Genomic DNA, 26,556 nt, shown 5'->3' with positions numbered 1-26,556 from the left:
GGTCCCGAAGGGATCACCCCTCGTGCCATCATCGACCACACCCGACCGCGCCGAAGCCGTGTACCAATACAGCGACCTCACCGCCGCCCGACAGGTCTCGCTGGTGAGCCCGGCCATACGGAGCGGGGCTCTCGCCACCTACGATGGCGCCCTCACCCCGCTGGCCGAACACAAGGTCGCCGGCCTCGTCAACCGCGCCGCGGCCATCGCCGTCGACTCCGGATCCTCCGCCCTGCGCCTGATCCTGCACGGCCTCGGCATCCGCCCCGGCGATCAGGTCATCGTGCCCGAGGCCGGGTGGGTCACCGTCGGAGGCGCCGCCGCGATCCTCGGTGCGGACGTCGTCGTCGCCCCGGTCGACACCAGCCTCACACCGTGCTGGGACCAGGTGGAACCGCTCATCACCGACGCCACGAAGGCAGTGATCATCTGTCACCTTCGCGGCCGTCCCGCACCGGACATCGCCCGCATCAGCCAGCACCTCACCGAGCTCGGCATCCACCTCGTGGAGGACTGCGCCCAAGGGTGGGGCGTCGACGCCGCCGGACGCCCCGCAGGGTCCTGGGGCACGGCCACCGCGTTCTCCACCCACTCCTTCAAGCTCGTTGCCACCGGCGAAGGCGGCTTCGCCGCGGCCGACGACACCGAACTCGTCTCCCTGATGCGAGCCCTCTCCGGCGACACCCGCCACGGGACCCCGACACCCGCGTGGCGCTCCAAGTCCCGCATGGGAGAAGCCATCGCCGGTCTGGCAGTTCCCCAGCTCGATGCTCTCCCCGAACTCGTGAAATCTCTGCGGACGCTCCATAAGCACGCCGTCGCCGCGTTGGACATCGACGGCATCACCCTCGTGCCCGACACCAACGGCATCGGCAACGGCGCCCATGTGGGCATGTGGACGCCCGCACCGGGCATCGCCCGCCACCTCTCCGCCAGCCTCCACCGCGCCAAATTCCGTTCGTGGTGGCCCGGCCCGGGAGACCTCCACACGGCAGCGGCCTGGCCCGTGCAGGCCGAGCACGGCGAGCACAACCTCACTCGCTACCTCGACGTACAGATCCCATGGCTCCCCGACCACCAGCACGCCGCGTTCGCCGAACACCTCGCGGCCACCGTCCGCAACGCCCTCGGGGAACGTCGATGACGACCTATCCGGTGCGCGTCGGGATCATCGGCTGTGGAGTGGTCGCCCACGAGTACGCGCGAACGCTCGCACCCGACCCCGACGTCCATGTCACCGCATGCACCGACCTCGACCCCGCCCGGGCCCGGGACTTCGGGCTCCGCCACAACATCAGCCCGGTACCTCCCGAGAACATCCTCGACCCCGCACACGTCGACCTGATCGCGGTCCTGACGCCCCCCGACACTCACGCCACGCTGATCCGAGACGCGATCACCGCAGGCTTACCCGCCATCTGGACGGAAAAGCCTCTCGCGATGCGGCCCGGCGACGCCGAAGCCCTCATCATCCAGGCGGCAGAAGCCGGCATCCTCCTGGGCGCAGCCCCGGACACCCCCATGGGCAGCGCCGCACAAACCGCGCTCCGCGCCCTCGAAAAGGGCGCCATCGGAGAACCTCTGTCCGCCTCGGCCGCACTCCACAACCGCGGCCCCGAACGCTGGCACCCCAACCCGCAAGCGTTCCACACGGACGGAATCGGACCGCTGGGAGACATGGGCCCCTACTACCTGGCCACGCTCACCCACCTCCTCGGCCATGTCACCCGCGTACACGGGGCCACGACGCAACTGCGTAACCCCCGCGTCGACTCCACTGGTGCGGCGTTCACCGCCCGCGCGGCCACCCACGTCACCGCATTACTGGGAATCGGAGACATCCCGATCACCTTCACCGCGAGCTTCGACACCGGCCCCACCCGCGCCCCGCATCTCGAGATCCACGGCTCGGACGGCGTGCTTGTCCTGCCCGATCCGAACTTCCACGACGGCGCCGTCCTGTTACGTGGTCCACAAGAACCGGCATGGACGACCCTTCCGGCAGAGCCCCCCGTACGGGCGCACAGCGGCCGGGGGATGGGTGTCGCGGATCTGGCCCACGCCCTCAGTCACGGAACGACACCCTTCTGCGACGCGGCACGAGCGGCGCACGTTGCCCACATCATCGAGTCGATCCACACGTTCGCGTCCCCGGGCCGCGTACCCGGCAGTTCGCGGTAGACGTCCACCATCCGAACCTCGGCTCAGTAGCGCCGAATACCCCGATAAGCGGGCGCCCACCTCCGTGTCGAGCGGCGGTGCGATGCCCCCTGTCCAGGAGCCAGATGTCTGCCCCACTCCCCCCGCACGGCACCCCACGTCTTTCGTGGAGCGACCTCGCATACATCCCTTGCGAGGAAGGCGACCAGAATGCGTTCGCGAGTCTCGCGAACCTGGCCGAACCCGAACCCTGGGACGACCCGCAGGCGTTCGAGAACCAGGTGCCCCTGCCGCGCCTGGTCTCCTACTTCGGAGCCACCTACCGTCGTTTATGCCAGCAGGACGCCTTAGTCGAGAGTGACGACAGCAGCCTCGTGGTTCTCAATACCGGCCTGGCGCACCGACGGACAGGGCTGGACATCCTGGGCGTATTCGCCGCCAACGAGGTACACCGGCGTCGACCCCACGTTTTCAAGTACTGGCAGACTCTCGACACGAACCTTCGGGAACGGATCACCGAGACACCCCGGCGTGCCGAATATGGGCTGACCGAAGAGGCCCGCACCCTCCCGAATCTGGCCATACGCCTCTCGTGGGGTCACATCCAAAACCGCTTGAACCGATTCCCTCCTGCCTACAACAGCACCCTGACGAGCGCACGTACCGCCTTGGAAGCCGCGTTGCGCGCGACGCAGAACCGCGTGACCGCGAAACCGCAGGACGCGGCACCCGTATGGTCCGAATCGCGGGGGACCATGCAATGGCTTCTCCCGCTTAGCCTGAGCAGGCAGCACATCGACCTCGTCCTCGTCGTCGAACGCAACATCGACCGCATCCACGGCGATCACCTACTCGGCTCGACCGTCCTGCAACCGCGCAACCTGTACTACCGCGTCAGGGCACTGGGACCCATATCCGCGCGGTGGGTTCTCAAATGCTGACCATGCCCGCCTGTCGCATGCTGAGTGGCGCAGAGGTGTAGCGGGCACGGAAGCAGCGTGCGGCTCTTGGACGTTGCGGATCGGCCAGACCGGATTCAATCTGTGCGCCGTGAGCGACGAAGTCGTCCTGCACCTCGTCGGCGCGAAAGCGTGTGTGAGCCCCCTGGGAGTGCTTCAGGCGACTGTAGGTGGCTGGCGCCTCCGTCAGACGGTGATGCGTCACAGGGCAGCCCCGGAGCGGGCGTGTTCATTCACTTGTTTCGCGAACCGCAGCAATCCTCGCGGAGACGGCGGTAGCCTTTTGGCGTGGAATCAGCGGACGTTGCCTACTTGCAGGCTGCGTGGGCGAGGGCTGTCAAGACATCCCTGTTCCCGCGTATCAAGGACGCGGAAGAGGTATGCGAGGCTGCCTTCGCGTCGTTCTGGGGGCGCCTACGCGCAGGACAACCTCAAGATTCAATAGCCCGGCTCTTCAAATCGCTCTGGCCGCGCCTTCGCGCAAGACAACCACAGGATCCGTCTGGCTGGTTCGTCAGAGCCCGCGACCACGCGAGAGTCCCTTCGGGCAACTGGTTGCTGAGTGCTCCCCCACACCCGTCGGTGCATACTCGACGGCACGGCTTGCCGACGTCCTCTTCCTTGCGGCAGTGGCGCGCAATGTGGCCCATGGCCGCAGGGAGATCACTGCACCTCGAGATCTAGTCGCGCGCACGAGGTGAGTTCTCCCGCAGACGCTGGAGTCGCGACGTGAGCAGGATCAAGCTCCTCCTGAGCAAAGCAATGTTCCAGAGGACGGTGCCACAGAATCAGCAAGTACCCTCCACGCCCGCTCACTCGGGCCACCCTGTCGAGGTTTCTGACCAGGTAAGGACGCCGTGTCCGACGGAGGTCACGAATATCGTCTCGTCCAGGCAGGCCGATGACTCCCACCGCAAGGCGTTCAGCCGCGGTTTCGTTTTCGGCGCTGGTAAAAGTGCCTTCGAGGTAGTCAAGGACGCAGTCACGAGCGTACTTCGGCAAGAGTCTTAGATCGGCGACGGATTCGCCCGGCACAGAACCCTCGCTAAACAATCACTGAGCCGGGCGAATCCGCGGCCCGACCTGCCATGTGAGCAGGTCACGCATCGACGGCACGGGGCTGCAGCGCAAGTTCGCCGTCGAGTGTGCCATCTCCTTGTCCCGTGTCATCGAACCTTGAGCGTGTGTCACCGAAGGTTGATGGCTACCGGCGCCCTACCAGTTCGTCGGAGTGGATACGCCCGATGGTCAGACAGCGCATAGCCGCGGCTCCTTGAGAGCTTCCGACTCCTCAACAGGGGTATCGGAGGTGGCTTCTGCCCCCTCCTCTGCCCTGTCCTGGGCCGCGGGGTGGAACTTCGTCTTGAGGTGCGGCGTCGCCTTCATGGTGACGAAAGTAAGGGCACCTCCCCCTACCGCAGAGAGCGCGACAAGCCCGGCGACGGCTCGATTCCCCTTGAGCAGGTCCGCGTGGCCGACCAAGTTCCGGGCGCCGTCACGCAGGAGCGTGCTGTATCCGCCGCTCGCCGAGTTCGACAAGGCTGTCCCGACCGCGCGCTTCACCAGCATCAGTTCCCAGACCGCGCCACCCCAGCGAATGTTCATGAGGTCACTGTAGGAGGCTCCGGGGAGAGGAAGCGGCGGATTTCGCGAGTACCTTCTCCGTCCATGTCCTGTGTCACCTAGGGCTGAGCGCGTGCCACCGAAGGTTGAGCGGCGAAGCAAAATTCGGCGGGGTGGTGGGCTTGCATTCGGTACCCGCATACAGGTTTACCGTCAAGCGACAGCCCCACTCGGGGCGTACTTCGACGGGAAAGGGCCAGCCATGGCCTGGGTGCCGGAGTCCTGCACGTTGCCCAAGGAGGGGCAGTCTCTACGCGTCGCCGAGTTCGACGCGCTGTTCGCCGAGGCCCTGGTGCGCGTGGAGCGGCCCACGCCTGTGCGGGCCCGGCTGGTCCTGGGCACCGCCGCCGAACCGGCCGCGCGGGAACTGGCCGCTCGTGAGACGAGCTGCTGCTCGTTCTTCACGTTCGCCTTCGAACACGACGAGACCGGCCGCCTGCTGATGGACGTCGCCGTTCCCGAGATGCACGTCCCGGTCCTGGACGCGCTCGTCGACCGCGCGGCCGGGGCACGGACATGACCGGCACGTCGGGCGGGCTTCGGTCGGGTGAACTCGCAGATGCCGCAGGGGTCAACCAGCAGACGCTGCGCTACTACGAGCGCCGCGGCCTGCTCGCCGAACCCGACCGCACCCTCGGCGGCCACCGCGTCTACCCACCCGAGTCGGTCGCCCTGCTGCGGGTGATCAAAGCCGCGCAACGGCTCGGGTTCACCCTGGACGAGGTCGCCGAGCTGCTGGAAGCCGGCACCCACCACCATGGCGCCGGCCGCCGCGTCAAGGCCGGGCTGCAAGACCTCGCCGCCACCAAGCTCGTCGAGATCGACGCGCGGATCGCCGACCTGCACACCATCCGCGCCGCGCTGGTCGACGCCGTGGACGCCGGCTGCGACGACCTCGCGGTGTGCGCGACCAGCCCGTGCTGCCCGCTCCCGTTCGCCGACCTCGCCTTGGAGGACCGCCATGCCGGACCCTGCTGCTGACCCCACCGGCGAAGCCCCCGACGAGCGGTCCGGGCACCGCGCCGCCGGGCGACTCGCCTGGCTGGCCGGAGCCGCATGCGTGGCGTGCTGCGCGTTGCCGGCGTTGGTTGCCGCGGGGCTGCCCACCGTCGCCGTCGTCCTAGCCGTCGCGGCCGTCGGGCTGATCGGCCGGTCGTGGTGGCGCCGTCGCAAGGCCGTCGAACACGCGCGGGGCTGCACCGGATCGGCGTGCGACTGCATCGATCCCGCCTCGGACAAGCCCGCCGTCGAGGTCTCGGTACGCCCGCGCCCGTGACGATCATCCGCTCCATCGCCCTGTTCCTGGCCGCCGCCGTCCTGGAGATCGGCGGGGCGTGGCTGGTCTGGCAAGGCACCCGCGAACACCGCGGCTGGGGCTGGATCGGCGCCGGTGTCATCGCCCTTGGCGCGTACGGCTTCGTCGCGACGCTGCAGGAAAACGCCGACTTTGGCCGCATCCTCGCCGCCTACGGCGGTGTCTTCGTCGCCGGATCCCTCGCCTGGGGCATGGCCCTGGACGGCTACCGCCCCGACCGCTACGACGTCACCGGCGCCCTGACCTGCCTCGCCGGCGTCGCCGTCATCATGTACGCGCCCCGGAACGCCTGACACTCTGACCTGCGCATTCAGCCTTCCGGCATCGCGTTCGGCAAACATCGGTGACGCGAAACCATCGATGTCATCTTCAATGACACGATCAGGGTTCGCTGACACGGACAATGCGTGTCCTGTGCCATCGAGCCTTGATCATGTGCCACCGAAAGTTGACGGACGGCCAGTCTGTGCCAATGGCTCGTGGTGTGGTCCTTCAGCCTGACCCGTCCAGGCGTGTGACGAGACCCTCGGGGCCTACGAGGTAGACGCCTTCGTAGCCCAGCGAGCCCACCCATGAGCCGTACGCGGCGCGGAAGGCCTCGGACACCGCCGGAAGAGCCGAGCCGATACTGTCGGTGGCGTCCAACGCCAGATAGATGCCCTGCTTTGGATGATTGCCTTTGCTCTCGATCGCGGTCTTGAGTGCAGCTGCGGCATCCTCCACGGACCAGTCTGGGTGGGTGGCGATCTGGGTCTGGTCGAGCTGTCGCCAGGTCTCCGTGCGGTCGGCCGTTGTGACCTGGATCAGCAACTTCCCCACGCCGGTCTCACTCTCGGAGGTGCAGTCCACTCCTTGTTCGTCCTTGCCTCCAGGGGCCAACCTTGCTGGATTCCAGCGAGCACCCTGGGCGTTGAAGTGGTTAACCAGGCTCTGGCCTGTTCGCAGCTCGCGAGCATCCTTGGCTGGATTTGGGCCAGCTGTATGAGCGATGATCCGGCCACCTTCATGGTCGGCGCTGGCGTCTCGGCCATCGGCACTGCGCCCCATCCGAAGGCCTGTGACGTCTCCTGCGGAGTTCATCTTGGTGACGAGGTGGGAGTCGGTGCTGCTGCTCTCGTCTTCACTGGAGACGAACCGAACACCCGGCTCTTCTTCCTCACTCTTGTTCATCGCGCACCTCTCGCCATCCATTCTCCCGCTCCAAGGCGCGTCCTGTTCGTAATCCACCCGGCGGATTCGGCTTCTGGGGGAGGGCAGCCGGTGGGCCAGACCGTCCTTCGGATTCCTGACCTTCATGATCAATCTTCAGTGGCACGAACTGCCGTTCCGTCAACCTTCGACGGCACACGCTCAAGGTTCGATGGCACGGGACAATGCGGCCCCAGATCGCGAGCAGCGCGACTACGACGGATACTCGAACATGTGTACGGAATGGACGAAACCCCGGAATGGGAGCTGCCGGGCCGATTCGCCCAGGTGCTGCCCCGCGTGGCGGGCGTCCCGACGCGGCGCAGCCGGGGCCGGGACGGCGTCGTCCCGGTTGGCTGGCCGCGTCAGGTACGTCCACCGGGTGCCCCGGGCTGGGAGGACACCGCCGTCACTTGGCTGTTCGATCTGTGCCCGCCCGGATATCGCAGTCATGCCGTGTTGCACCGGTTCCCGGTGGTGCTGGCGCGCATGACGCACCAGCATGTGTCCGCGGCCGTCGCCGCTGCCCGGCACGGGTACGGCACCGCGCGGGCCGACCTCTCCGCCTTGGCCCCGCCGTCGGTGCTTGCGGCCGTCCTGCGGATGTACGAGCACGAGGGCACGCGGGCGGCGGCGACCGAGCGGGCGGTGGGGCTGGTCGAGGAAGCCCTGGGCGGTACCCGGTGGGAGCCTCGCCTGTGATGGCCTCGTCAGGCGTCAATGGGCACGGAGGTGCCTGCCAGGGACACGTACGACACGTTGCCCCCGGTCCACCCGAGGAGAAGGACTTCTCCGGTGGGCTGGATCAGCACCGTGCCTGTTCCGCCCTTGTCGTTGGTGCACGCCAGGACCCGCTGGTTGCGGGCGGTCGCCACTCCGGCGGGCAGCGTCCCGATGAGGATCGCCGCCGTTCCACTGGGCGTGGTCGCCGGTTTCAGGATCCCGGCGAACTTGATGCTGTTGTCCGGTGTCAGGCGGGCGACCGCCGCGCCGTCCACTCCGGTGCCGTGGCTCCAGCCCGCGGCCGGGGTCAGGCCCTTCCAGTCTGATCGGTACCAGTAGCCGTTGACGTAATGCTTGCGCGTGCCGCCCTGGTCGACCGCCGGGCGGGTGTCGATGTACATCACCTGGTCGACGCCCAGCAGCCCGGCCGCGTCGCGGTTGCTTCCGGTGATGATGACGTAGTCGTCGCGCACGTAGAACGACGTCTGCCGGTTGGTGCCGTTCGCCTCCGGCACGCCTTTGGACGTCAGGTAGTGGTGCCGGCCCGGCCGCATGTCGACCCACAGCGGCACGGCCGTGTCGCGGTCGTAGGTGCCGTCCGGCTTGTAGCTCATGCCCCATACGGCGAACCGGGTTTCCGACAGGCCCATCCTGGTGTCGATGCGGGACCCGTCGGCTGCGGCAGTGCCGCGCGCCGTGAGGGCGCTGGTCATACCGGCACGCAGGTCGAACCAGGCTGCCGCGTCCGTGCGGGACGGCACGGCGGCGTCCTTGGGGACGAGGGCGGAGCTGATGGCGATGCGTTCGCTTGACCAGTCGATGCGCCCGTCGATGCGAGAGCCGTCGGCCGCGTCGATGCCGAGGCCGGTCACCTGGCTGTTCTGGCCCGGCCTGAATTCGAACTCGGCGAGGCGCTTGGGCGCGCCCAGGACTCCGTTCTTGTATCGGTTCTGGAAGACCCAGAAACTGAACGTGTTGAGGCTGGCCCGGTACTCGTTGTGATTGCCGGGGTCGGTGACGATCTTGCGGTCGATCGCGTACATGTCGGTTCCGGCGTTGCTGACGTCGGTGGCGCCGATGGTCGTGAAACCGCTGCCGTCCTCGGTCGTGAGGTTCGCGACGCCGCGCACGGAGCCTGTGCCGCCGGAAATGCCGGTCCGTAGTTGTACTTTCGCGGCTCCCGTGACGCTGGGGTGCCGGGGCGCGTACATGGCGAGCCACCCAGTCGTGGGGGCTTGGGGTGTGCTCGGATCCGGTCCCAGCGGGGGCGTGTCCACTCGTGTGACGATGCGGCCTGGAAGCAGTCCGTCGCCAGGGTCGGGCCAGTAGACCGTCGCGGGGGCATTCTGGACGGGGTCGTGCGGAGTCATCTCCACCCGTGCGCCGGCCGCTGCCGTGCGCACCACCGAGCCGGTCAGGACGCCGGCTGCGACCTGGTCGGCGACGATGGCACCCGCCCTGATGTGGTTGGCGTCGATCGCGCCTGTCTTGATGTCGGCGGCGTCCGCTTGAAGCGGGGTGCCTGACGTGCTCGCGGACGCGTTCCCGGCCGTACCGGCTTTGCTGCGGGCGCGAAGCCGCACCCAGTAGGGCGTGTACTGCAAGAAGGGGAGCAGCACTTCGCCTCCTTGTGCGGTTTCGATGGTGTCCCGCAGGGTGCTCTGGTCGCAGGTGAAATCGGCGCTGGTGCCGACGTGGACCTCCACTCGGGACCAGTCCATCGGGGGAACCTGGGCGTCGGTGAAGCTGCCGTTCCAGCGGGCCCGGAGGCCAGCGAGTGCAGGCGTGACCAGTGGAGCGGACGGCGTGGGCGGGGGCGGTCCGGACACCACTGCGGCGTCCGTCGTGCCGTCTGCTTGCTCGCCCACGATCATGCGCAGGCGGCCCTCGCTGTCGTATACCTGTACGGCGCCTCCCTCGATGCTGGAAGCTCCGAGGTGCGACGACCGCCTGAGGGCGGAGAACTGTTCTTGAAGGGCGGCGAGTTGCTGCCCGATCGAGGGGCGGGCCATGGTCAGCCTCCGTAGGTGTAGGAATCGGCGCGGCGCAGGTCGAGCCGGGCCTGTTGGGGGTGGTCGTCGCTGATGGTCCAGCCGACGATCCGGCACCAGCCCGACCACGAAGCCCACGGGCCGTTCACGGTCACCTGCACGTCGTCCCCGACGCGCCAGGAACCGAGTGGGGCTGCGGGATGGTCGATGACGGTGATCTCGTCGACGTCGCCTCGAATCTGGCGGATTGCTCGTTCGTCCTCTGCGCGCGCGGAGAGGCGATCAGTGCCCTTCTCGCCGGGGATGTCCAGGTGATGTTCGAGCCTCAGTCGCCCGTCGCGGACCGCGGAGATCGCGCGCCTGCGCGAGCGCCCTTCACCAGCGCCGGTGGCGATGATCACCTGCGCGTACTCGTCCGCGTTCATGGCGATGCGCGGTGTGCCGACGATGTTGACTCCGCTGGCGAACGACAGATCGGTGCGGCGGCTGCCCAGGCGCGGCCATCCCAGGCGTACGCGGTGGAGTGGTTTGCCGTCAGGTCCCCACTCGACGTCGTCCATCCATTCCGGACCGCCGACGACGCCTTTGAGGGCTTGGTCGATCACGTTCGCGAGTTCCGGGATCTCCCACCAGGCAATGGACAGAGGTGATGCCGGGGTTCCGACCTTCGCCGAGCTGGTCGTGTCGTCCACGCGGACACCGATGTCGCCGTCCGGTGCCTCTTGGGCGTAGGCCCATGTGTCGCGGATGATCCCGCACGGGTCGGCGTATACGTAGGGGCCGCGGGCGTTCAATTCGCCGTGGACGTCGTGGCGACGCTTGAGGTAAGAGCTCCATGTCGCTGCTTCGATCGGGTAGGAGCCGCCCTCGGGTTCGGCGGACCACACAATGCCGCCCCATCTCAGGAGCCCGGCCTGCTCCACGTACAGATAGGTGTTGCCCTCCTCGAGGAGGTCGGCGTGTGTGGAGACCAGTTTGGGTTCCAGCGTGGCGCGCAGGGATCCGGCGCCGGAGAGCTCCGGTCCCCACTCCACGTTGGTCAGCGGGAGATCCCAACTGGTTACCTCGCCGGTGAGCGCACGTACGGCGATGTAGCGAGTGGCACCACTCACCAGATGTCCTCGATGAAGTCCAGATCGAGCACTGCGGTGGTTGCCGTGTCCGTTTGCGGAATCCCGCCACCGCCGTCCGACCAGCGTGTGATGCGGCCGGTGAACTGCTGCCAGGTGCCCCGCATCTCCGGCGGGATGTACAGGCTGTCGGCGGCTGCCGCCTCGCTGCGGTTGCCCGCGACGAGGGCGCTGGTGTCCAGGTTTGTGCTTTGCCCTGCGACGCTGCCGAGTGCGAAGCCGAAGGCACCCCAGAACCATCCGCCGTTGATCTGCAGGCCGTGGATGCTGACCTGCGCGCGGCAGTAGACCGCCCATTCGGGGACCCACACGCGCCAGGCGGTGCACGGCGGCCAGTCGTACCAGGTGCCGGGATTCAGCCAGGGCGCGTCGACGTCGCCGCCGGGGGATGCCACCTCGACTTGGCGGCTTTGGCGCGGGTTCGCGACGTTCCGCAAGTCGGTGATCATGCTGGAGGTGATGTTCACGGTGTTCGCCGGGACGTGGATTTCGGCGAGCGGGATGTACGTCATGCCGGGTTGGGGGAGGTTCCCGATGAGGCGGGCGCCGACTCCCGGCGGGCGGCGGATGCCCGGCCACCGGGTGTTGAGGTTGGAGATGACGTACCAGTTCGCGATGGCGTCGGTGACCGGGTTGAGGACGCCTTCGTACTCGGGGTCGGTGATCCTCAGCACCAGAAGGTCGGTGCGGGGGGTTGCGCCGGTCGGTGCGATCTGCACGGTGGCGTCGCCCAGGTTGTAGGCGGTGTAGGCGCCTTGGTTCCTCCCGGCTCGGCCGAGGATTACGGCTGATCCGTCGCCGACGAGGACGGCCGGGCCAGGCGCCGAGAGGGCTCGCACTCGCAGGTCGTCGCCTTCGGTGACGCCTTCGGCTCCGCGCGCCATGTCGCGGAGCATCATGCGGAAGGCACGTGCTTCGTGTGTGCCGCCGGCCACCAGGAGGGGCGGGTTGATCAGTGCCACCGGGTTCTCGCGTTCTCCCCGCGCCGGTGAATGAGTGCTGTTCTACAAAGCCTTCCACGAGGCGCGCCACGTCAGGGTCAGGCGCGCGTCCGCATGGTATTCGGCGGCCTCCCAGCGGACTTCGCTTTGTCCCGGCGGAAAGCAGAACAGGTCCATGGGACTGTCGGAGGCGAGGAGGGTCGATGCCGCTGCGCCGGCCCGGGTCACGGTGCGTCGGAGTGGCCGTGTGTCGATCTCCACGACGACGCCGCTCGGGATGTAGCCGTCGATGCGCAGCGCCGCGCCGGTCTCCACGATCCATACCCGCGGCGACACCAGGGGTCCGGTGAGCGTCACGATCGGGTACGCGGGCCGTGTGCCCGCGTTCGAGACCCATGACGGTGGCCCCGCGTCGTTACCGCGCAAGCCCACACGCACCGGTGTGACGATCGGCGCTCTGAAGCCGCCCTCCCACGTACGCGTGAGCCGTGCCACAACTTGCTGGTCCGTGTCTGCATGCCAGAACGGATCACCGGCGATGAATCGAATGTCGAGGGGGATCCAGCCGTGGACGAGCGACCCCATGTCCGGGTCCAGGAGGCGAAGTCGCCCGCGGAGGATCTTGACGGGTCGGCCCGGCCATCGCATGCGGAGTTCCTGGAGGGAACCGCCGACGGTGCGGATCGCGGAGTCGTCGGCCTGTTCCTGGAGAGCCGCCAGGATGTCCAGGGCGTGCGCCGGATCACCGGGCGTCCTGATACCGGCGGCGATCCGGAGTTCCCGCGCTTCGTAGTAGTCGGCGCCGAGCATGATGCCGTCGGCTTCGGCCCGTTTCGCGTCGTCGTCGCGGACTTCGGGCCGCCCAAGCCCATCAATGGACTTGATGAGGACGTGCGTGTCGGTCCCGATGAGCACACCGCCCAGGTCCGCTTGGAATTCCTTGAGTTCGAGCTTGGTCATCGGATCACCGCCCTGCACCTCGTCGCGCTCTGCGGATCTGGTAGTCGATCTCGCGGTAGATGGCGGTCGGAGTCGCGTCGGATCGCGTCACCGGGACCGTCAAGGACCCGATCGCCGGGCCTTCTTGCCGGATGATCACGATCGGCCGGGCGGACGCCGCAGATGACGCGTCGACAGCTCTGCGGGTGCCGAGTTCGTAACCGAAGTCGTCCGCGACGCTGCGGAGCACGCGGGTGGCGTTGCCGCGTGCCGCGGCGTGGTAGGGAATCAACGCCTCTTTGTTGGTGACCGGTTCGGCGAAACGCACGACGCCTCCGGAGGTCGAGTAGATGCCGGGGGTCAGGAACCCGCCGTTCGCGTAGGAAAGGCCCTTCTTGGCCCGCGCCAGGTCGTCGAGGAACTTGTCGGCGGTGCCACCCAGCGTCGACCGGATAGTGGCTTCGCCGATGGTGGACACGTCGATGATCAGGTCCTCGTCGAGGCCGCTGGATTCGGCCACGGCGTGGATCCCTCCCCCACCGGCGCGAATAGCGCCGATGATCGTGAGGAGATCGGTGAGTTGGGACCCGAGGAGGCGCTTGCCGGCCTGCGCCGCCAAATCGGCTTGGCGCGCCAGGGCACTATTGCTGACAGCCTGAGCGGCGAGTTCGTACGCCGATTCGTCGTTTTGCTCAGCGAGTTGCGCTGCGAGCGCCGAGTGTCCGGCAGCAGCAAGCCGAGCCAGGTTGCTCTCGAATCCGGCCTGGTCTGCAACGGCGGCGTTGAGTTGGCGGGTGTAGTCCGTCAACGACGCCTTCGCGTCCTGAGCCAGAGCCTTGAGTTGCGCGGCCATCCGCTCGAAGTACGCGCCGCTGCCCGTGGCCATGCGGCGGGCCATGGCCACGCCGTCCTCACCCATCGCCTCCAACGCCGCGACTACATCGCTTCCTGCGCGGTCGGCGATGGCCGTGATGTCGCTGCGCCACTGCGCTGCTTTCTTCACAGAGTCTGCGAGGTTCTTCTCGAACGACGAGGCGTCGAAGACGTCGGCACCATCTTTCCCGGACTTCTTCCGGGATTTCGACGCGATCTGTGAGGGGCTGAACGACGAACCGCCGCCGCTCGAGGTCTTGTATCGGAAGCCGCTCAGTCCGCCGGATGCGCCTCGGATTCCCCCGCGCGCGTACCAGGCGATCTCGCCGCCGAAGTGCGCGGCGATCCATTCCATGATGGCCTTCGACCGCTTCCGTTTCCCCGGGGCCAAAGGCACGTATCCCTCCCCTTCTGGCTCAGCCTCCGCCCACACACGGGCGGTGCCGCCCTTGGCAATCTGGGCCACGTGATTCTCACGCGGCCGTACACCGCCTCGGGCGAAGAACTCCAGCACTCCGCCCTCTGCCTGCTTGATTCCCTTGCGCTGGTTGCCGTCCTGGAAGAGGTCGTTGACGCCGTCAGCGTTGTGGTCCGTGGGACTTCCCACGCGCGGGAAGTACACCGGGATCGAAACCGAGGCCGGAGCGTTGACACCGATCGAGATCGTCTTGCCTTTGATCTCGTTGATTGCGGCCTGGATCGACGCGGCGTTCGCTGCGGCCGTCCCGGTGGGCGCAGTAATCGTGACCTGCTTGCTCCCGGGAACCTGTGAAACGGCGAAGCCCAGGGCCGCCAACTCCTGCTGGGCGAACTGAGTGGGGGCACTGATGGTGATCGAGGCCCCCGGCGGGATGCCGCCGATCAGGATTTGCAGGCGTTCAAGCTCGGCGACGGCATCGCCGGTGGGGACCATGATGCGGATGTCTTTGCTGCCCGGGATCGTCTGCACCGAGACCCCGATCTCGTTGAGCTTCGCCGTCACGGCGTCCATGTCGCCGTTGAGGAGTGCTCCGGTCAGGGCCTGGGCCGCCTCCGGCCCTCGTGTGGACGCTACTTGGACGAGGAGGTCCAGCATCCCGGTCCACTCGGCGCCCGCCGTCCTGGTTGCCCCACTGACTGCCTGCGTCAGAGGCTCCATGTTCGGTGCCGGAAACTTGGGGTCGGGGAACATCGGCTTGATGAGGTTCTGGGCAAAGGCGAAATCGCCGCGCTGCATGGCCTGGGTGAACGCCAAGCCGATCTCGGGCCCGCGTTCCTTGGCCACGCGTGCCACCAGGTTCATGGCTTCGGTCATCTGACCGCGGGCGGAGACGGCGATGTTCTTCCCGGCCGTGCTCATCGACGACACCGCCATGTCGGAGAGGACCCGACTGACCTTGCCCGGGTCGTTGGTCTGGATTGCGTCGGCCCACGAGGCCGCGATCTTCTGCCCGTACTGGGCGGCAATGAGGGGCAATTGCTCTAGGCCGGCGGCGAAGGCGGGTGTGGCCCTTTGGCCGGACTCGCGCAGGATCGCTTCGAGCTGGTCGGCGACCTTGGGCTTTCCCGCCTGGATCTGCTTGACGACTTCGTCCAGAAGAGGCGCGCCTTCGACACCCAACTTCGAGAAGTGTTGCGCCAGGTCGACGCGCCCGACCATGGCGAGCTGCGTCAGGTTCCCTTGGAAGGATCGCTGCGCTTCGAGTTGCTTGTTCAGCTCGGCCACATAGTCGACGAGGGACGCCTTGGACGCGTCGGCGGACCTGCCCGCCTTCTTGTTGGCGTCCGATACCTTCTCCTGCGCGTTCGACCATGCCTTCGCCGGGTCGACGATGGACTGGAGGGATTCCGCCATCGCCTTCATCTGATCCGAGTACTGGGCCTGCCCGTCCTTGTTGCGCGGCACGAGCATCGACAGGTCCCAGCCGGCGATGAACTTGAGGCTGAACCGCTGGGCCTGCGCATTGATCTTGGCCATTTCTTCGACACCCTTGCGGTCTTGGGCGCTGGCCTTTTCCCACGCCTCGGACCGCATGTCGAGGACTTCCTTGGCCTTCTCGAAGTCCTTGTTGTACGTGTAGGCCCCAAGTCCGATGACCTTGAAGGAGGCCGACTTCTGGTAGTCGAGGGTGTCGCGCATCGCTTGGAGCTTGGCGCCGCCTTCGGTGATAGCCGCGACGGCTTCGTGGACACTGATCCCGGCTTCCTCCAGGCGCTTGGCGTCTCCGCCCTTGAGGATTTGACTCGCCAGGGTCTCCACCGAGGCACCCGGGGCTCCTTCGCGTTCCCGCTTGAGGGCGTCGACAAGTTCGTCTGTCGCTTCTTTGGCCTTGCGCTTCGAGGCAGTGAACGCGCTGTAGATACCGATCGCTGCGACCAAGGCAAGGCCCAGGCCAGCGACCGCGAGGCTTGTGCCCTTGATGACGGTCGGCAGCATGCTGCCGCCGTTTCGACTGGCGGTGAGCGCCGCCTGGAACGCCACCCAGGACGCCCGGGCCTTCATCAGTCCGGACCCGAGCAGCAAGGCCGCAGCCGAGACGGCCAGGAACACCCCGATTCCGGTCTGCAACGACGAGGGCAACGAGTAGAAGGTCTGGGCCACCGACCCGACCGTGCTTCCGACGGCTTGCAGGGCGGGAAGGGCGGCCTGCGTGATTCTGAGGGCGAAAGCGGAGGCGGTGTTTCCGGCCATCGTCCACTGGCCCGACACCGTGTTGAGTTGGATCTCATAGGCGCGCTGGGTGGCTTGGGCGCGGGCAGTGGACAACGCGATGCCCTGGTAGACGTCCGAGTAGTTCTTGCCCTCGGCCGCGCCGAGCGCGAGGGCGGCACGGACAGCGCGAACGTCGACGAGGAGAGGGACGATGTTCTCGGCGACCCCGCCGGTGACGGCGCCGAGCTTTTGCATCACCACATACAGGCCATCGGTTCTGACGGCCGCCGCGGCGCTCTCGTACCCCATGTCGTTGAAAACCTGGGACATTTCCTGCGTGGGCTTCATGAACCGGCTGATCAACTGATTCAAGGCGGTGGCGGCCTCCGGAGCGGGGACGCCGGCAAGCGTGATCGTCGCGAACGCGGCCGAGACATCGTCGAAGGCGATCCCTGCGGCAGCGGCCATCGGAACGACGTCGCCGAGTTCCTGAGCCAGCTGCTGAAAGCTCACGACACCGTAGTTCACGGTCTGGAACATCGTGTCCATGAGATCGTTGGCTGCCGAAACCGGGCTGCCGTACGCCTTCATGACGCCGAGCAGGGCAGTGGCGGCCGTCTCGGTGTCGGTGAGGCCGGCGCTCGCGCCCGTGGCGGCGACGTCCAGGAGGTGCATTGCCTGCTGGCCGTCGAACCCGGTGGAAACGACCTGGTAGAGGCCCTTCGCCAGTTGTTCGCTCGACTGCGGCAAGCGCGTGGACATGTCCACGATCGCGCTGGTGTAGCTCTCGACGTTCCTGGCGTTGATCTGGCGGCTGATCGTCAGGACGTTCGCCATGGCGCTTTGGAGCTTGATCGCCGACCTGATGCCCAGGCCCAAGCCGAGGGCGATGGCTCCGCCGGTCGCCATCATCGCGGTCGAAACCGTGCGCTGAACCTGCTCGGAGTGGCCGACAAGTTGGCGAAGGTTGCGTCCCGCCTGGTTGACGGACTGGCCGAAGTTTTGGACCTGCCGGGAGGCGGCCTGGAATCCCGCGTTGAATGCGGCCGTGGCGGCACTCAGGATCACCTGTAGCGAAAAGCCCGCCACGGACTACGTCCTTCCTAGTGGTCGTGGTTGCTGCGGGGAATGAGGCCGACTTTCATGCCGCGCTCCGATTCGGGGACTTGGGCGCGTTCTTGGTCGATGAGTTCGCAGCCCGGGCATCGGAATGTCGTCGTGATGTAGGCGAAGCGGTCCTCGTCCCACTCGGCTGCGCGGGTGCCGCAGCCCTCGCAGATCGATCGCGCGTACGCGGCCCAGGCCAGCGCCTTGGCCCGGTCGGAGGCCGTCCACCGGCCGTCTCCGGCCCCCAACCACTGGCTGTGAGGGATGCCCCACCTGTCACACAAGGCGAGTTCGGCGCGGAGGCGCGGTTCAGCGATCAGCCTTTTCCCAGGTCGCCTCTGATCGTCTGGTTCAGGGCGAACGGGACGCTGAACAGCGCGTTCGCCTCGGCGGTCGGCCAGGCCGCAAGGAACTCCGCCGCCTCTTCGACGGACATCCCCGGCACCTCGTTGCCGAAGTCGTCGCGGTCGAAGTGGCAGGCCGAGACCAGCGCCGGGGGGAAGGAGTTGAGGTCGAACTGCGCGCCCGTCTCCGCCTCGCTCTCGGATGGCGGATGCGCCTCCATGAGTTCCTGGAAACGGCGGGCGCTCAGCGCGCGAAAGTGCAGGCTGATCGATGCGGCCTCGACCGCGGCGCGCGCCGTGTCGGTGGCGCGCTGCTCGCTTTCGACGGCGGATGCCACGAACTCGGCTCGATCCTGCCCCGTGACGGGACCGTGCCTGCGGTCGTAAGCGTCCTCCGCGCGGACGCGCGCCGCCGCCAAGTCGGTCTCCGCTCGGACGAGTTCCCGCTTCGCGGTGTCGTCGTCGCAGAACACGAGGCGCTGCTCCGGCAGGCTTCGCTGCAGGAGCCGAGCGCGCTTCGCCGCCCAGTGGGCGTCGAGACCGACGGCACGCGTCGGTGGTTGCTTCTTGGGTGTGGGGTTCTTTGTTGCCACGGATGTCCTCGTCCGTCGGATCGGTCAGGTCTGCGGGTGCGGGGACACCCGTTACGTGGCCGGTGGGACGGCTTGGTCGAGGAGTGGCGGGGCGGTGATGCTGAACTTGCAGGTGAATCGGGCCGGGTCGTTTCCGCTGCTGTATTCCGCCGGGCGCGAGGCGACGCGAACGCTGAAGATGTCCATGGACTTGCTTGCTGGGCGGTCGCCCTTGCGGAGGATGACCACGTAGCCGGTGACGTCCTTTGCGAGAAGCTGCTCCACGACGTCGCCGGCCAGGTCCTCGTAGAACGTGAACGAGGAGTCCGCGCTGGATTCGGGCCCGGGGATTTTGCTCGTGTAGGAGCTGCCCATGTCCGGAGTCTCGATGTCCTCGGATTCGCTGGCCCAGCCTTCGATGCTGGCGATCCACGGGGAAAGATCGGTCGCGCCGGCGCCGTTCAGTTCGGTTCGCGTGGGGATGCCGGTTGCCGCGCCGATCGTCTTCAGGAAGTAGAAACGGCTGACGCCGCGGCGCATGAAGCGTTGCTGCTGTGGGGCTGCCATTGCGGACCCTCCCGGGGCGGGCAACGGCCACGCCCCTGGTTCTGGGGGTCGACCGGTACCCGGGCGGGTCCGATGTCCGCGAGGTGCGCCCCACGGTGGGCGATCAAGCTATGAACTCGCGAGGGTGGTGGCCTGCTACTCCGGGCTCGGATGGGCGGCGGAGTGCGGGGCGCCCTTCCGGGGGGAGTTGTTCACGGCCACGTCCCCGGTTTCGGGAGGTCGGCCGGGCCCGGGTGGGTCCAGCGTCCGCGTCTCAAGCCTCGCGGTAGGCGTCGTTCATGCGGTGGGGGTGAGATCCAACCGCACTCGAAGTACGGATGTCACTGTAGTCCCCTCGGCGTGGAGACCGGTGTCCTCCACGAGTTGGCGGGCCATCACGGCCGCGCCGGGCAGGTCGATTTCGTTCAGCCATGCGCCGTTCGGTCGCCGCTCCAGCAGCGCGCGGCGCCCTCGGTCGGTCAGCCATTCCGCCTGATCGGCACGTTCGGCCATGATGGTGAGCTGGTAGACGTAGGAGGCGTCCGCGGTGCTGTCGCCGAACGGAGGTCCGGTGATCGATCCGCCGACCGGATACAGGACGGTGTAGGGGGGTTCGGCCGGTGCAAGGCCCGACGGTCCGTCGACGTAAGGGAGTTCGGCGAGGCCGCAGGGCCGCTTGGTGGACGACTCGATCAGACGCCGGACGGCTTCGGTGACGGGGGCTCGATCGATCACTGCGAGTCCTCCTCGTCGTTGCCTGGGGCGTCTCGGCCCGACACGGCTTCGTTCTGGATGCACAGCCGTCCGTAGTCCAGTAGGCCGAGCGCGTCCCAGTGCGAACAGCCGTCGGAGCTCACCGCGAGGAATTGGCGGTCCCCGGTAAACGTCACGGCTTCGGCTACGACCATGAACCGCACGAGCATCCCGTCGTCGTGATCTCGGACGACGGCGGACAAGGCGTCCCGCATCGCTGTTTGGCGTGGGCTGGGGCTCATGGGCGGACCGCCTGGGAGAGCGAGGCGAGGAACGTCGCACGAACCATTTCGAAGGCCGGAGCTACGTGGGGAAAGGGAGGCTGCTGGTAGTGACGTCCGAGGCTGTCTCTCCCGACGAAGCCGTACTCCAGACGCCGCGCTTGCGGAGCGTCGGTACCGACTGTCGCGGTTGAACCCGCCGGGCTGTGGATGACCCGCCCGGTCCACGATGCCCTGTAGCGACCGGTGATCGCCCGCGGGCCGGGACGCCCGGAGGCATGGGCGCGGATCGCCGCCTCCAGCAGTACGGCCTGATGCTGAACACTGACCGCCGTTCTGGCGGCAACACGCGCCTGGTAGGCCGCAAGCTGGGCGGCTACCAGCGCAGCGTTCGTCGAGATTCCCGCACCGCCGTTTGGGCCCGACATGCCGCGTGGTTGAAGTGCCATCAGGTAGTCGTCCTCATCCGCGTCATCCATACGGTGCGCACCACCAGCATCGTCCCCACGTCGCTGCCCGCGATCCGGAAGCGGAGGTTGAGCAACTGGACGTCGCGGGAGATCAGGACGGTGAGTTCGTCGGCCTCCCGAACGGCGGGTGCGCTCTTGGACAGGAGCAGTTGGTACCAGTCCTGCGAGTCGGGGAGTCGAATCGCTCCCTCGAGGAGAGTGGTCGGTGGCGCGCCACTGTGCCGGGACACCAGTCCGGGACCGTCGTGGACGAGTGTGGGTGGCGTCGAGATCAACCGGCCCGTTTGCGGGTCGAGGGTATACGCGGCCTCGATCGAGGCGCGTTCGATCCGTACGCGGTCGAGGAGTACCGCGTGGTCGACGGCCGCGGCCACACGGTCCAGGTCAACGGGCATGGCCGGTCGCCCATTCGGTGAGCTGTCGCATCATGGCCTCCGTCAGGCTGTGGGGCCCGGAGCCCAGATCCATGCGGTTGAGTGCCGCCCGCTCCAACTCTCCCGGGTCGATGCGCGCGATGAACCTCGCGGCGGCCGGGCCGGGGTCATCTTCGCCGACGTGCACGCGCGCGAGAACATCGAGCACGGCCGGCATGGCGCGAGCCGGCGCCGGATGCAGGACGACCACAGGCGGTGTCCCTGCTTCGAGGACGACTTCGATTCCGCGCAGGCTGTCCGTCAGGTCCTGGCCGTCCAGGTGGAGTTCGTGCCGTGCGCCATCCGAGGTGATCGTGAGGCGGTGAAGTGCAGCCCCCGAGGTCGCTGCGTCAGTCATGATCACCAGCGTACGAGCAGGCGCTGAAAGCGTTATCGGACACGGATGGCTCCGTTCGGGCGACCTGCGCGGCCGCAGGGTATGCCCGGCCACCACCGGGACGACCCTCACCGCATGGTGACGCTGCCCCGGATCGCCCCGATACTTGCCACGCCCGGCCCGCTGCCGACGGACAAGGCCGCGTGGGGCTACGAGGTGAAGTGGGACGGGGCCGTTAGGGCCAGGGTTTGTCGGTGTCTCATGCGAGTGATTGACCCTCGCCCGGTCAACGCGCGCTGGCCGCTCGGCGACGTCTGCCACACCTGCTACCACTACATCCGCAGCCATCCCGCCCCGTGCACCCGATGCGGGCGGATCCGCCCCCTGATCGGTCGCACCGAACAGGGCGACGGCCTGTGCGGGCGGTGCTGCGGCGCGTACAACGCCTATCTCTGTCCCGCATGCGGAAGCGGAGAGAAGACCGACCGTCACGAACAATGCGCCCGCTGCGTGCTGCGTCGCCGACTGACCACCGAATTCACCGACCCGGACGGAGCGACACCCGCCCGACTTGCGTCCCTGATCGACGCGTTGGCGAACGTACCCCGTGCCCGGTCCGCCCTGGTGTGGCTCGACAAACCCCGCGGCGGGGCCGCACTCCTGCGCCGCCTGGTCGCCCAGGGCACCGAGGTGACCCACGAGGTCTTGGACGCGGAAGCCAACCGCCCCGCCGTCGTCGTGCTGCGCGCCAGTCTCGTCCATTTCGGCGTCCTTCCCGAACGCCACGAAGCCCTCGAACGCCTCGCGCCCTGGCTGGAACGCAAGGCGGCCGACGCGCGGGCCGAACACCGCAACGTCCCGCGCGCCTACGGCACTTGGGTCGTCGTCCGAGACGCCCGCCGACGCGCCCGCCGAACCCGGTTCACGGCCCAGAGCCTGGCCCGCAAACGGAACCATCTGCTGGCCGTGATCGGCTTCCTCACCTGGGCCGCCGACAACAACCTCCCCCTCGACGGCGTCACCCAGCGACACGTCGACGAGTGGCTGGACACCGGCGGTCCGTCCCGGCGCTCCGCCCGCGGCTTCCTCAAGTGGACCCACGACCGCGGTCTCACCGCGAACCTCGACATCCCCCACCCCAGGCGCGCCCCGGAACCCCGGAACTGGTTTACCCCCGAACAACGGGGACGGTTGCTGAGCCGATGTCTCGAAGACGACAGCCTTCCCTTGGACGTTCGCGCCGCCGGCTGTCTGACACTCCTCTACGGCATCAGCGGGGAGCGCATCACCGAACTGACCACCGGCCACCTCACCGGCGGCACACACCCCACGATCCGACTCGGTGAACACCCCGCCACACTTCCCCCCCGCGCTCTTTCGCCTCCTCGTCCGCCAGGCCGAACACGCCCTCACGACATCCGCCGTCGCCCGCGGCACCGACCGCCCGGGCACCCGCTGGCTCTTTCCCGGCCAGCTCGCCAGCCGGCCCGTCACCGCCCACCACCTCACGCACAAGCTGCGACGCCACGGACTCCCGGTCATTCCCGCGCGCAACTCCGCCCTGATCACCCTCGCCGCCGACCTCCCACCGTCCGTCCTCGGCTCACTGACGGGCATCAGCCTCACCAGCGCCCTGAACTGGGCCCGACGCGCCGGCCGCGACTGGAACACCTACCTGGCCGGCCGAGCCTGACGCACGCCGGCGGAAGTCACGGCCGGCACCGGGTTCGAGTCCGGGGGGCGCGGCGGTGGAGTCAGGTGACGGGGGTGCGAGCGGGTTCTGGTTCTTCAAGGGAAACCAGGCCGTGAAGACGGATCCCGGCGGCAAGAACCGCGAGTTGGGCCCGGTGGACATCACGGCGACGGAGGCGTGGCCAGCGTTCGCGGCGTTCGGACGCGACATCGACGCCGCGGTGTTCTCCGGTTCCGGCTTCTGGTTCTTCAAGAACGGCCAGTGCATCAAGACCGACACGAGCGGCAGGAACGTCCTGGTTCCCGCGAGCGCCATCATCGCCGAAGGCAACTGGCCCGTGCTCGACGTCTGACGCAGCCGGCGGGTGGAAGCCGGACACGAAAAGCGCATGACGGTGGGGGCATCAACTCCGGAAGAACGTCCGGAACGCGGTGACCAGCTGTCCGCGTGGGCTGCCCGAGTGTGGCCGGGGGCCCGTCGGGGGTGACCAGCCCCAGGACCGCCCTTTCACCCCCTCGCGGCCTACCAAGGCGGGGAAATGCTGCCATCGGGTTCCCACCCGTACCGCGAGCGTTGCGCCGAGAGCCGGGCCAACGCCTTCACCCCTCGGGGGTCTCCGGCGTCGGCGGCCTCCCGGTACAGGCGTTCGACGCCGTCCAGATCTCCGGCCTCCTCCCGCATCCGGGCAAGGCGCAGCAGCGCGACGGTGTCTCCGGCGTCGGCGGCTTCCCGGTACAGGCGTTCGGCGGCGTCCTCGTCTCCGGCTGCGTGCCGTAGCCCGGCGAGCAGCCGGAGCCCGCTGATGTCCCCGGCGTCGGCGGCTTCCCGGCACAGGCTTTCGACGTAGTCCGGGTTCCCTTGCTCGTTCCACGCCCAGGGCCGAAAGGGCCACGTGTCGGTGTTTCCGGTGTCGGTGTTTTCCGGGCACGTGCGTTCGAGGGCGTCCCGGGCCGCCTCGTTCAGCATCCAGACAAGCCCCTCCAGTGCGTGGGGGTCTCCGGCGTCGATGGCCTGTCGGTACAGGCGTTCGGCGCCGTCCGGGTCCCCGGCCTTGTTCCGCATGGAGCCGAGGTGATTCAGTCCGCTGGTGTCCCCGGCGTCGATGGCCTGTCGGTACAGGCGTTCGGCGCCGTCCGGGTCCCCGGCTTCCTCCCGCAGGACGCCGAGGCGAGTCAGTGCACCGGTGTCTCCGGCGTCGATGGCCTGTTGGTACAGGCGTTCGGCGTCGTGCGGGTTCTCGCTCCACTCCAACTTCCCGGCGAGGTGTAACAGGAGGGAGGTGTTTCCGGCGAGGGCGACCTCCCGGGCGAAGCGTTCGGCGTTGTCCCGATCCCCCGCCGCCTCCCACATCTCGAGAATGCGCATCATCGCGGTGGTGTCCAGCGCGGAGTCGGCCTGCCGGGACAGGACCTCCGCGCCGTACCGGTCCCCGGCCTCCTGCCGCATCCCGGCGAGGCACAACAGCGCCTGGGTGTCTCCGGCGTCGGCGGCCCGCCGGTACAGGTGTTCGGCGCGGTCCAGGTCACCGGCTTCCTTCCGTACCCTGGCGAGGCACAACAGCATGTAGGCCTCTCCGGTGTCGGCGGCCTGTCGGTACAGGTGTTCGGCGCCGTCCGAGTCCCCGGCCTTCCCCCGCATCTCGGCGAGACCCAACAACGCATGGGTCTCTCCGGCGTCGAGGGCCTGTCGGTACAGGTGTTCGGCGCCGTCCGAGTCCCCGGCCTTCCCCCGCATCTCGGCGAGGCACAACAACGCGTGAGTGCTTCCGGTGTCGGCGGCCTCCCGGTACAGGCGTTCGGCGCCATCCGGATCCCCGGCCTCCTCCCGCATCCGGGCGAGGACGAACAACGCGTGGGTGCTTCCGGTGTCGGCGGCCTCCCGGTACAGGCGTTCGGCGCCATCCGGATCCCCGGCCTCCTCCCGCATCTCGGCGAGGACGAACAACGCGTGGGTGTCTCCGGTGTCGGCGATTCGTCGGGTGAGGAGTGCGGCGTGTCGATGACGTCCGCGTTCGGTCGCCGCCCGGGCGAGGGAACGCAGTTCCTCGGGGGTGGCGGTGAGGGCCGCGGTCTCCCAGAAGGAGGCGGGCGGGCACACCCGTAGGCGTTCGTGGCGGCCGTGTTGTTCCAGGTAGTCGGCGAGGCGGTACACCGGTCCGCCGCTCGCCGGCGGTGGCGCCGGCGAGCCCGGAGGGGGCGATGCGCGCCGTCGGGGGCGGCCGGCGCGGCGCAGTGGGGCGTGGGTGCCGAGGCCGGGGTGGGCGAGTTCGTCGAGCGCGGTCTCCGCCCAGTCCTCGGGGAGGGCGTCCCAGGTGTGATCGTCGAGGTAGTCGGTGGCGGCGTCGACGAGGAACGCCCAGGGCAGGTGTGGGCCCAGCCCGAGCCGGCGGGCGTCCATCGCCGCATGCAGCAGGGCCCGTTCGGGTTCGGTGCCCTCGGTGTGGCGGCGCAGGAGTTCCGGGGCGCCGGCCAGGTCCTGGGCGACGCGGCCGTCGTCGCGGGTGCGGGCGAGGGTGTCGGCGAGGTGGCGATCGCCCGCTTCGGCCAAGGCGGTCGCCGTGCGCAGGGCGGCGTCGTCGAAGGCATCGGGGACGGCGAGGGTGCGCCCGCTCAACAGTTCGCGGACCCGGCTGTACGGGTCCGTCTCGCCGGGGCGGGGGAGTCGGGTGTACTCGCGGGCGTATTCCGGCCACAGCGTGCCCAGCACCAGTACCGGCCCGCGATCCGCGTCCGTCAGCAGGGTGTGCACCGCTGCCGCGACCCGCTCGCCGGCCCGTGGGTCGCCCAGGTAGTGCTGGGCCTCGTTCAACCACACCACCGTCCGCGGTCCCACCCGGGCGAGATCCGCGAGCGCCGCCTCGGCCCGGGTCGGATCCGACGGATGCCACAACCACCATCCCCGGTCCGCCAGCGGCTGCACCGCCTCCCAGCACGCCCGGGTCTTGCCCGTCGACGACGACCCGACCAGCACCACCAGCGCACTGCGTCCGGCGGCGACGGCGCGCACGGTTTCGGCCAGCGCCCGGTCGTGAGCACGCTCGACGTACCCGGGCAGCGCCGCGTCGTCACGGCCGGACCTGCCCGTCATCCTCGGCGTGCCGGCGGGATGGACCTCCAGGTCGTGGGGGTGCCATGCCTCGATCGGCCGGCCCACCCCCCTATCGCGCGGGACGGCCGGTTCGTGGAGTTGCCATGGCCCGATCGGCCAGTCGTCCTCTTCCGCGTCGCGCGGGGCGGTCGGTTCGTCCGGATGCCAAGGCCCGATCGGCCGGTCGTCCTCTTCCACGTCGCGCGGGGCGGGGGCGGTGGCGCGCCGCCGGAGGTCCAGCATCGCCGGCACGTCCAGGCCCAGTGCCCGGGCAAGCGCGGCGGTGGTCTCCGCCGACGGGAGCTTACCGGGCCGGAACGCTTCGCTCACCGTGGTGCGGGCCAGACCCGTGATGCCCGCGAGCTGTGTCTTGGTCTTGCGTGACTGCGCCAGCGCATCCTCCAGTCGGCGCCGCAGCTCCGCTGCCGCGGCCGTGGCGGCGGCGTCCTCGTCCACGCGTCTCCCGGGATTGCTGGATGGTGTCCGACGGTGACCATCATCGTCCGACGCGGACACCGGCGTACGCGGATTCGCCCATG

General features: G+C 68.4%; 26 protein-coding genes. 10 read left to right on the top strand and 16 right to left on the bottom strand.

Annotated features, from left to right (window positions below; genetic code table 11):
• The first annotated feature begins 22 nt into the window (after positions 1–22).
• From ACFXKZ_RS02525 to ACFXKZ_RS02515, 3 genes are all read left to right on the top strand, one after another.
• The gene (locus ACFXKZ_RS02525) at positions 23–1,144 is read left to right on the top strand and encodes an aminotransferase class V-fold PLP-dependent enzyme (RefSeq protein WP_379995545.1); all 1,122 of its coding nucleotides are present in this window, start codon (positions 23–25) and stop codon (positions 1,142–1,144) included.
• Positions 1,141–2,181, top strand: a complete 1,041-nt coding sequence (locus ACFXKZ_RS02520; protein WP_379995542.1) for a Gfo/Idh/MocA family protein — start codon at positions 1,141–1,143, stop codon at positions 2,179–2,181. The genes ACFXKZ_RS02525 and ACFXKZ_RS02520 overlap by 4 nt, the downstream gene beginning before the upstream one ends.
• A 104-nt stretch (positions 2,182–2,285) precedes the next feature.
• Positions 2,286–3,101: a DUF3825 domain-containing protein gene (locus ACFXKZ_RS02515; RefSeq protein ID WP_379995540.1), complete on the top strand. Its 816-nt coding sequence runs from the start codon at positions 2,286–2,288 to the stop codon at positions 3,099–3,101.
• A gap of 1,266 nt (positions 3,102–4,367) precedes the next feature.
• On the opposite strand, the gene ACFXKZ_RS02510 is transcribed toward ACFXKZ_RS02515, so the two are convergent.
• Complete coding sequence (locus tag ACFXKZ_RS02510) at positions 4,368–4,724, bottom strand: hypothetical protein (protein ID WP_379995538.1); 357 nt, start codon at positions 4,722–4,724, stop codon at positions 4,368–4,370.
• Positions 4,725–4,944: 220 nt separating this feature from the next.
• On the opposite strand from ACFXKZ_RS02510, the gene ACFXKZ_RS02505 reads away from it, so the two are divergent.
• Genes ACFXKZ_RS02505 through ACFXKZ_RS02490 form a run of 4 tightly spaced genes read left to right on the top strand, consistent with a single transcriptional unit; the run spans position 4,945 to position 6,350 of the window.
• Positions 4,945–5,262 carry a hypothetical protein gene (locus ACFXKZ_RS02505; RefSeq protein ID WP_379995535.1) on the top strand — a complete coding sequence of 106 codons (318 nt, stop codon included), beginning with the start codon at positions 4,945–4,947 and terminating at the stop codon, positions 5,260–5,262.
• Positions 5,259–5,723 (top strand): MerR family transcriptional regulator, encoded by a 465-nt coding sequence (locus ACFXKZ_RS02500; protein ID WP_379995533.1) that lies wholly within the window; start codon positions 5,259–5,261, stop codon positions 5,721–5,723. Before ACFXKZ_RS02505 ends, ACFXKZ_RS02500 begins: the two co-directional genes overlap by 4 nt.
• The gene (locus tag ACFXKZ_RS02495) at positions 5,704–6,018 is read left to right on the top strand and encodes a hypothetical protein (RefSeq protein WP_379995531.1); all 315 of its coding nucleotides are present in this window, start codon (positions 5,704–5,706) and stop codon (positions 6,016–6,018) included. Before ACFXKZ_RS02500 ends, ACFXKZ_RS02495 begins: the two co-directional genes overlap by 20 nt.
• A complete protein-coding gene (locus ACFXKZ_RS02490) occupies positions 6,015–6,350 on the top strand; it encodes a YnfA family protein (RefSeq protein WP_379995528.1) in 336 nt (111 codons plus the stop codon). The genes ACFXKZ_RS02495 and ACFXKZ_RS02490 overlap by 4 nt, the downstream gene beginning before the upstream one ends.
• 199 nt (positions 6,351–6,549) lie before the next feature.
• Here the strand turns inward: ACFXKZ_RS02490 and ACFXKZ_RS02485 are convergent, their stop codons facing one another.
• Positions 6,550–7,227, bottom strand: a complete 678-nt coding sequence (locus ACFXKZ_RS02485; RefSeq protein WP_379995526.1) for a hypothetical protein — start codon at positions 7,225–7,227, stop codon at positions 6,550–6,552.
• A gap of 261 nt (positions 7,228–7,488) precedes the next feature.
• Between ACFXKZ_RS02485 and ACFXKZ_RS02480 the strand changes: the two genes are divergently transcribed.
• Entirely contained in the window at positions 7,489–7,947 is a 459-nt protein-coding gene (locus ACFXKZ_RS02480; protein ID WP_379995524.1) for a hypothetical protein, read from the top strand.
• 8 nt (positions 7,948–7,955) lie between these two features.
• On the opposite strand, the gene ACFXKZ_RS02475 is transcribed toward ACFXKZ_RS02480, so the two are convergent.
• The 13 genes from ACFXKZ_RS02475 to ACFXKZ_RS02415 form a co-directional block, all read right to left on the bottom strand.
• The gene (locus tag ACFXKZ_RS02475; protein ID WP_379995522.1) at positions 7,956–9,980 is read right to left on the bottom strand and encodes a hypothetical protein; all 2,025 of its coding nucleotides are present in this window, start codon (positions 9,978–9,980) and stop codon (positions 7,956–7,958) included.
• 2 nt (positions 9,981–9,982) lie between these two features.
• Positions 9,983–11,071, bottom strand: coding sequence for a hypothetical protein (locus ACFXKZ_RS02470; RefSeq protein ID WP_379995520.1), 1,089 nt, complete (start codon positions 11,069–11,071; stop codon positions 9,983–9,985).
• Positions 11,068–12,051, bottom strand: coding sequence for a hypothetical protein (locus ACFXKZ_RS02465; RefSeq protein WP_379995518.1), 984 nt, complete (start codon positions 12,049–12,051; stop codon positions 11,068–11,070). The genes ACFXKZ_RS02470 and ACFXKZ_RS02465 overlap by 4 nt, the downstream gene beginning before the upstream one ends.
• 42 nt (positions 12,052–12,093) lie before the next feature.
• A complete protein-coding gene (locus tag ACFXKZ_RS02460) occupies positions 12,094–12,990 on the bottom strand; it encodes a hypothetical protein (RefSeq protein WP_379995516.1) in 897 nt (298 codons plus the stop codon).
• A 4-nt stretch (positions 12,991–12,994) separates the two neighbouring features.
• Positions 12,995–17,563, bottom strand: coding sequence for a phage tail tape measure protein (locus ACFXKZ_RS02455; RefSeq protein ID WP_379995514.1), 4,569 nt, complete (start codon positions 17,561–17,563; stop codon positions 12,995–12,997).
• 14 nt (positions 17,564–17,577) lie between these two features.
• Positions 17,578–17,829: a hypothetical protein gene (locus ACFXKZ_RS02450; RefSeq protein ID WP_379995512.1), complete on the bottom strand. Its 252-nt coding sequence runs from the start codon at positions 17,827–17,829 to the stop codon at positions 17,578–17,580.
• A 68-nt stretch (positions 17,830–17,897) separates the two neighbouring features.
• Positions 17,898–18,518 carry a hypothetical protein gene (locus ACFXKZ_RS02445; RefSeq protein WP_379995510.1) on the bottom strand — a complete coding sequence of 207 codons (621 nt, stop codon included), beginning with the start codon at positions 18,516–18,518 and terminating at the stop codon, positions 17,898–17,900.
• A 51-nt stretch (positions 18,519–18,569) separates the two neighbouring features.
• Positions 18,570–19,064 (bottom strand): hypothetical protein, encoded by a 495-nt coding sequence (locus tag ACFXKZ_RS02440; RefSeq protein ID WP_379995508.1) that lies wholly within the window; start codon positions 19,062–19,064, stop codon positions 18,570–18,572.
• A gap of 276 nt (positions 19,065–19,340) precedes the next feature.
• The gene (locus ACFXKZ_RS02435) at positions 19,341–19,778 is read right to left on the bottom strand and encodes a hypothetical protein (protein ID WP_379995506.1); all 438 of its coding nucleotides are present in this window, start codon (positions 19,776–19,778) and stop codon (positions 19,341–19,343) included.
• Positions 19,775–20,038, bottom strand: coding sequence for a hypothetical protein (locus tag ACFXKZ_RS02430; RefSeq protein WP_379995504.1), 264 nt, complete (start codon positions 20,036–20,038; stop codon positions 19,775–19,777). The genes ACFXKZ_RS02435 and ACFXKZ_RS02430 overlap by 4 nt, the downstream gene beginning before the upstream one ends.
• Complete coding sequence (locus ACFXKZ_RS02425; protein WP_379995502.1) at positions 20,035–20,496, bottom strand: hypothetical protein; 462 nt, start codon at positions 20,494–20,496, stop codon at positions 20,035–20,037. The genes ACFXKZ_RS02430 and ACFXKZ_RS02425 overlap by 4 nt, the downstream gene beginning before the upstream one ends.
• Positions 20,466–20,882, bottom strand: a complete 417-nt coding sequence (locus tag ACFXKZ_RS02420) for a DUF6093 family protein (RefSeq protein WP_379995500.1) — start codon at positions 20,880–20,882, stop codon at positions 20,466–20,468. Before ACFXKZ_RS02420 ends, ACFXKZ_RS02425 begins: the two co-directional genes overlap by 31 nt.
• Positions 20,872–21,258 carry a hypothetical protein gene (locus tag ACFXKZ_RS02415; protein WP_379995498.1) on the bottom strand — a complete coding sequence of 129 codons (387 nt, stop codon included), beginning with the start codon at positions 21,256–21,258 and terminating at the stop codon, positions 20,872–20,874. The genes ACFXKZ_RS02420 and ACFXKZ_RS02415 overlap by 11 nt, the downstream gene beginning before the upstream one ends.
• A gap of 1,321 nt (positions 21,259–22,579) precedes the next feature.
• Between ACFXKZ_RS02415 and ACFXKZ_RS02410 the strand changes: the two genes are divergently transcribed.
• Both ACFXKZ_RS02410 and ACFXKZ_RS02405 read left to right on the top strand, forming a co-directional pair.
• Complete coding sequence (locus tag ACFXKZ_RS02410; protein ID WP_379995496.1) at positions 22,580–22,930, top strand: hypothetical protein; 351 nt, start codon at positions 22,580–22,582, stop codon at positions 22,928–22,930.
• Positions 22,931–23,042: 112 nt separating this feature from the next.
• Positions 23,043–23,282, top strand: coding sequence for a hypothetical protein (locus tag ACFXKZ_RS02405; protein ID WP_379995494.1), 240 nt, complete (start codon positions 23,043–23,045; stop codon positions 23,280–23,282).
• Positions 23,283–23,452: 170 nt separating this feature from the next.
• Here ACFXKZ_RS02405 and ACFXKZ_RS02400 read toward each other — a convergent pair whose 3' ends face one another.
• Positions 23,453–26,473, bottom strand: a complete 3,021-nt coding sequence (locus ACFXKZ_RS02400) for a hypothetical protein (protein WP_379995492.1) — start codon at positions 26,471–26,473, stop codon at positions 23,453–23,455.
• Positions 26,474–26,556 lie beyond the last annotated feature (83 nt).

This window comes from Embleya sp. NPDC059237, assembly GCF_042754105.1.
Lineage (GTDB): Bacteria > Actinomycetota > Actinomycetes > Streptomycetales > Streptomycetaceae > Embleya.
This window is presented reverse-complemented; position numbering and strand designations above follow the sequence as displayed.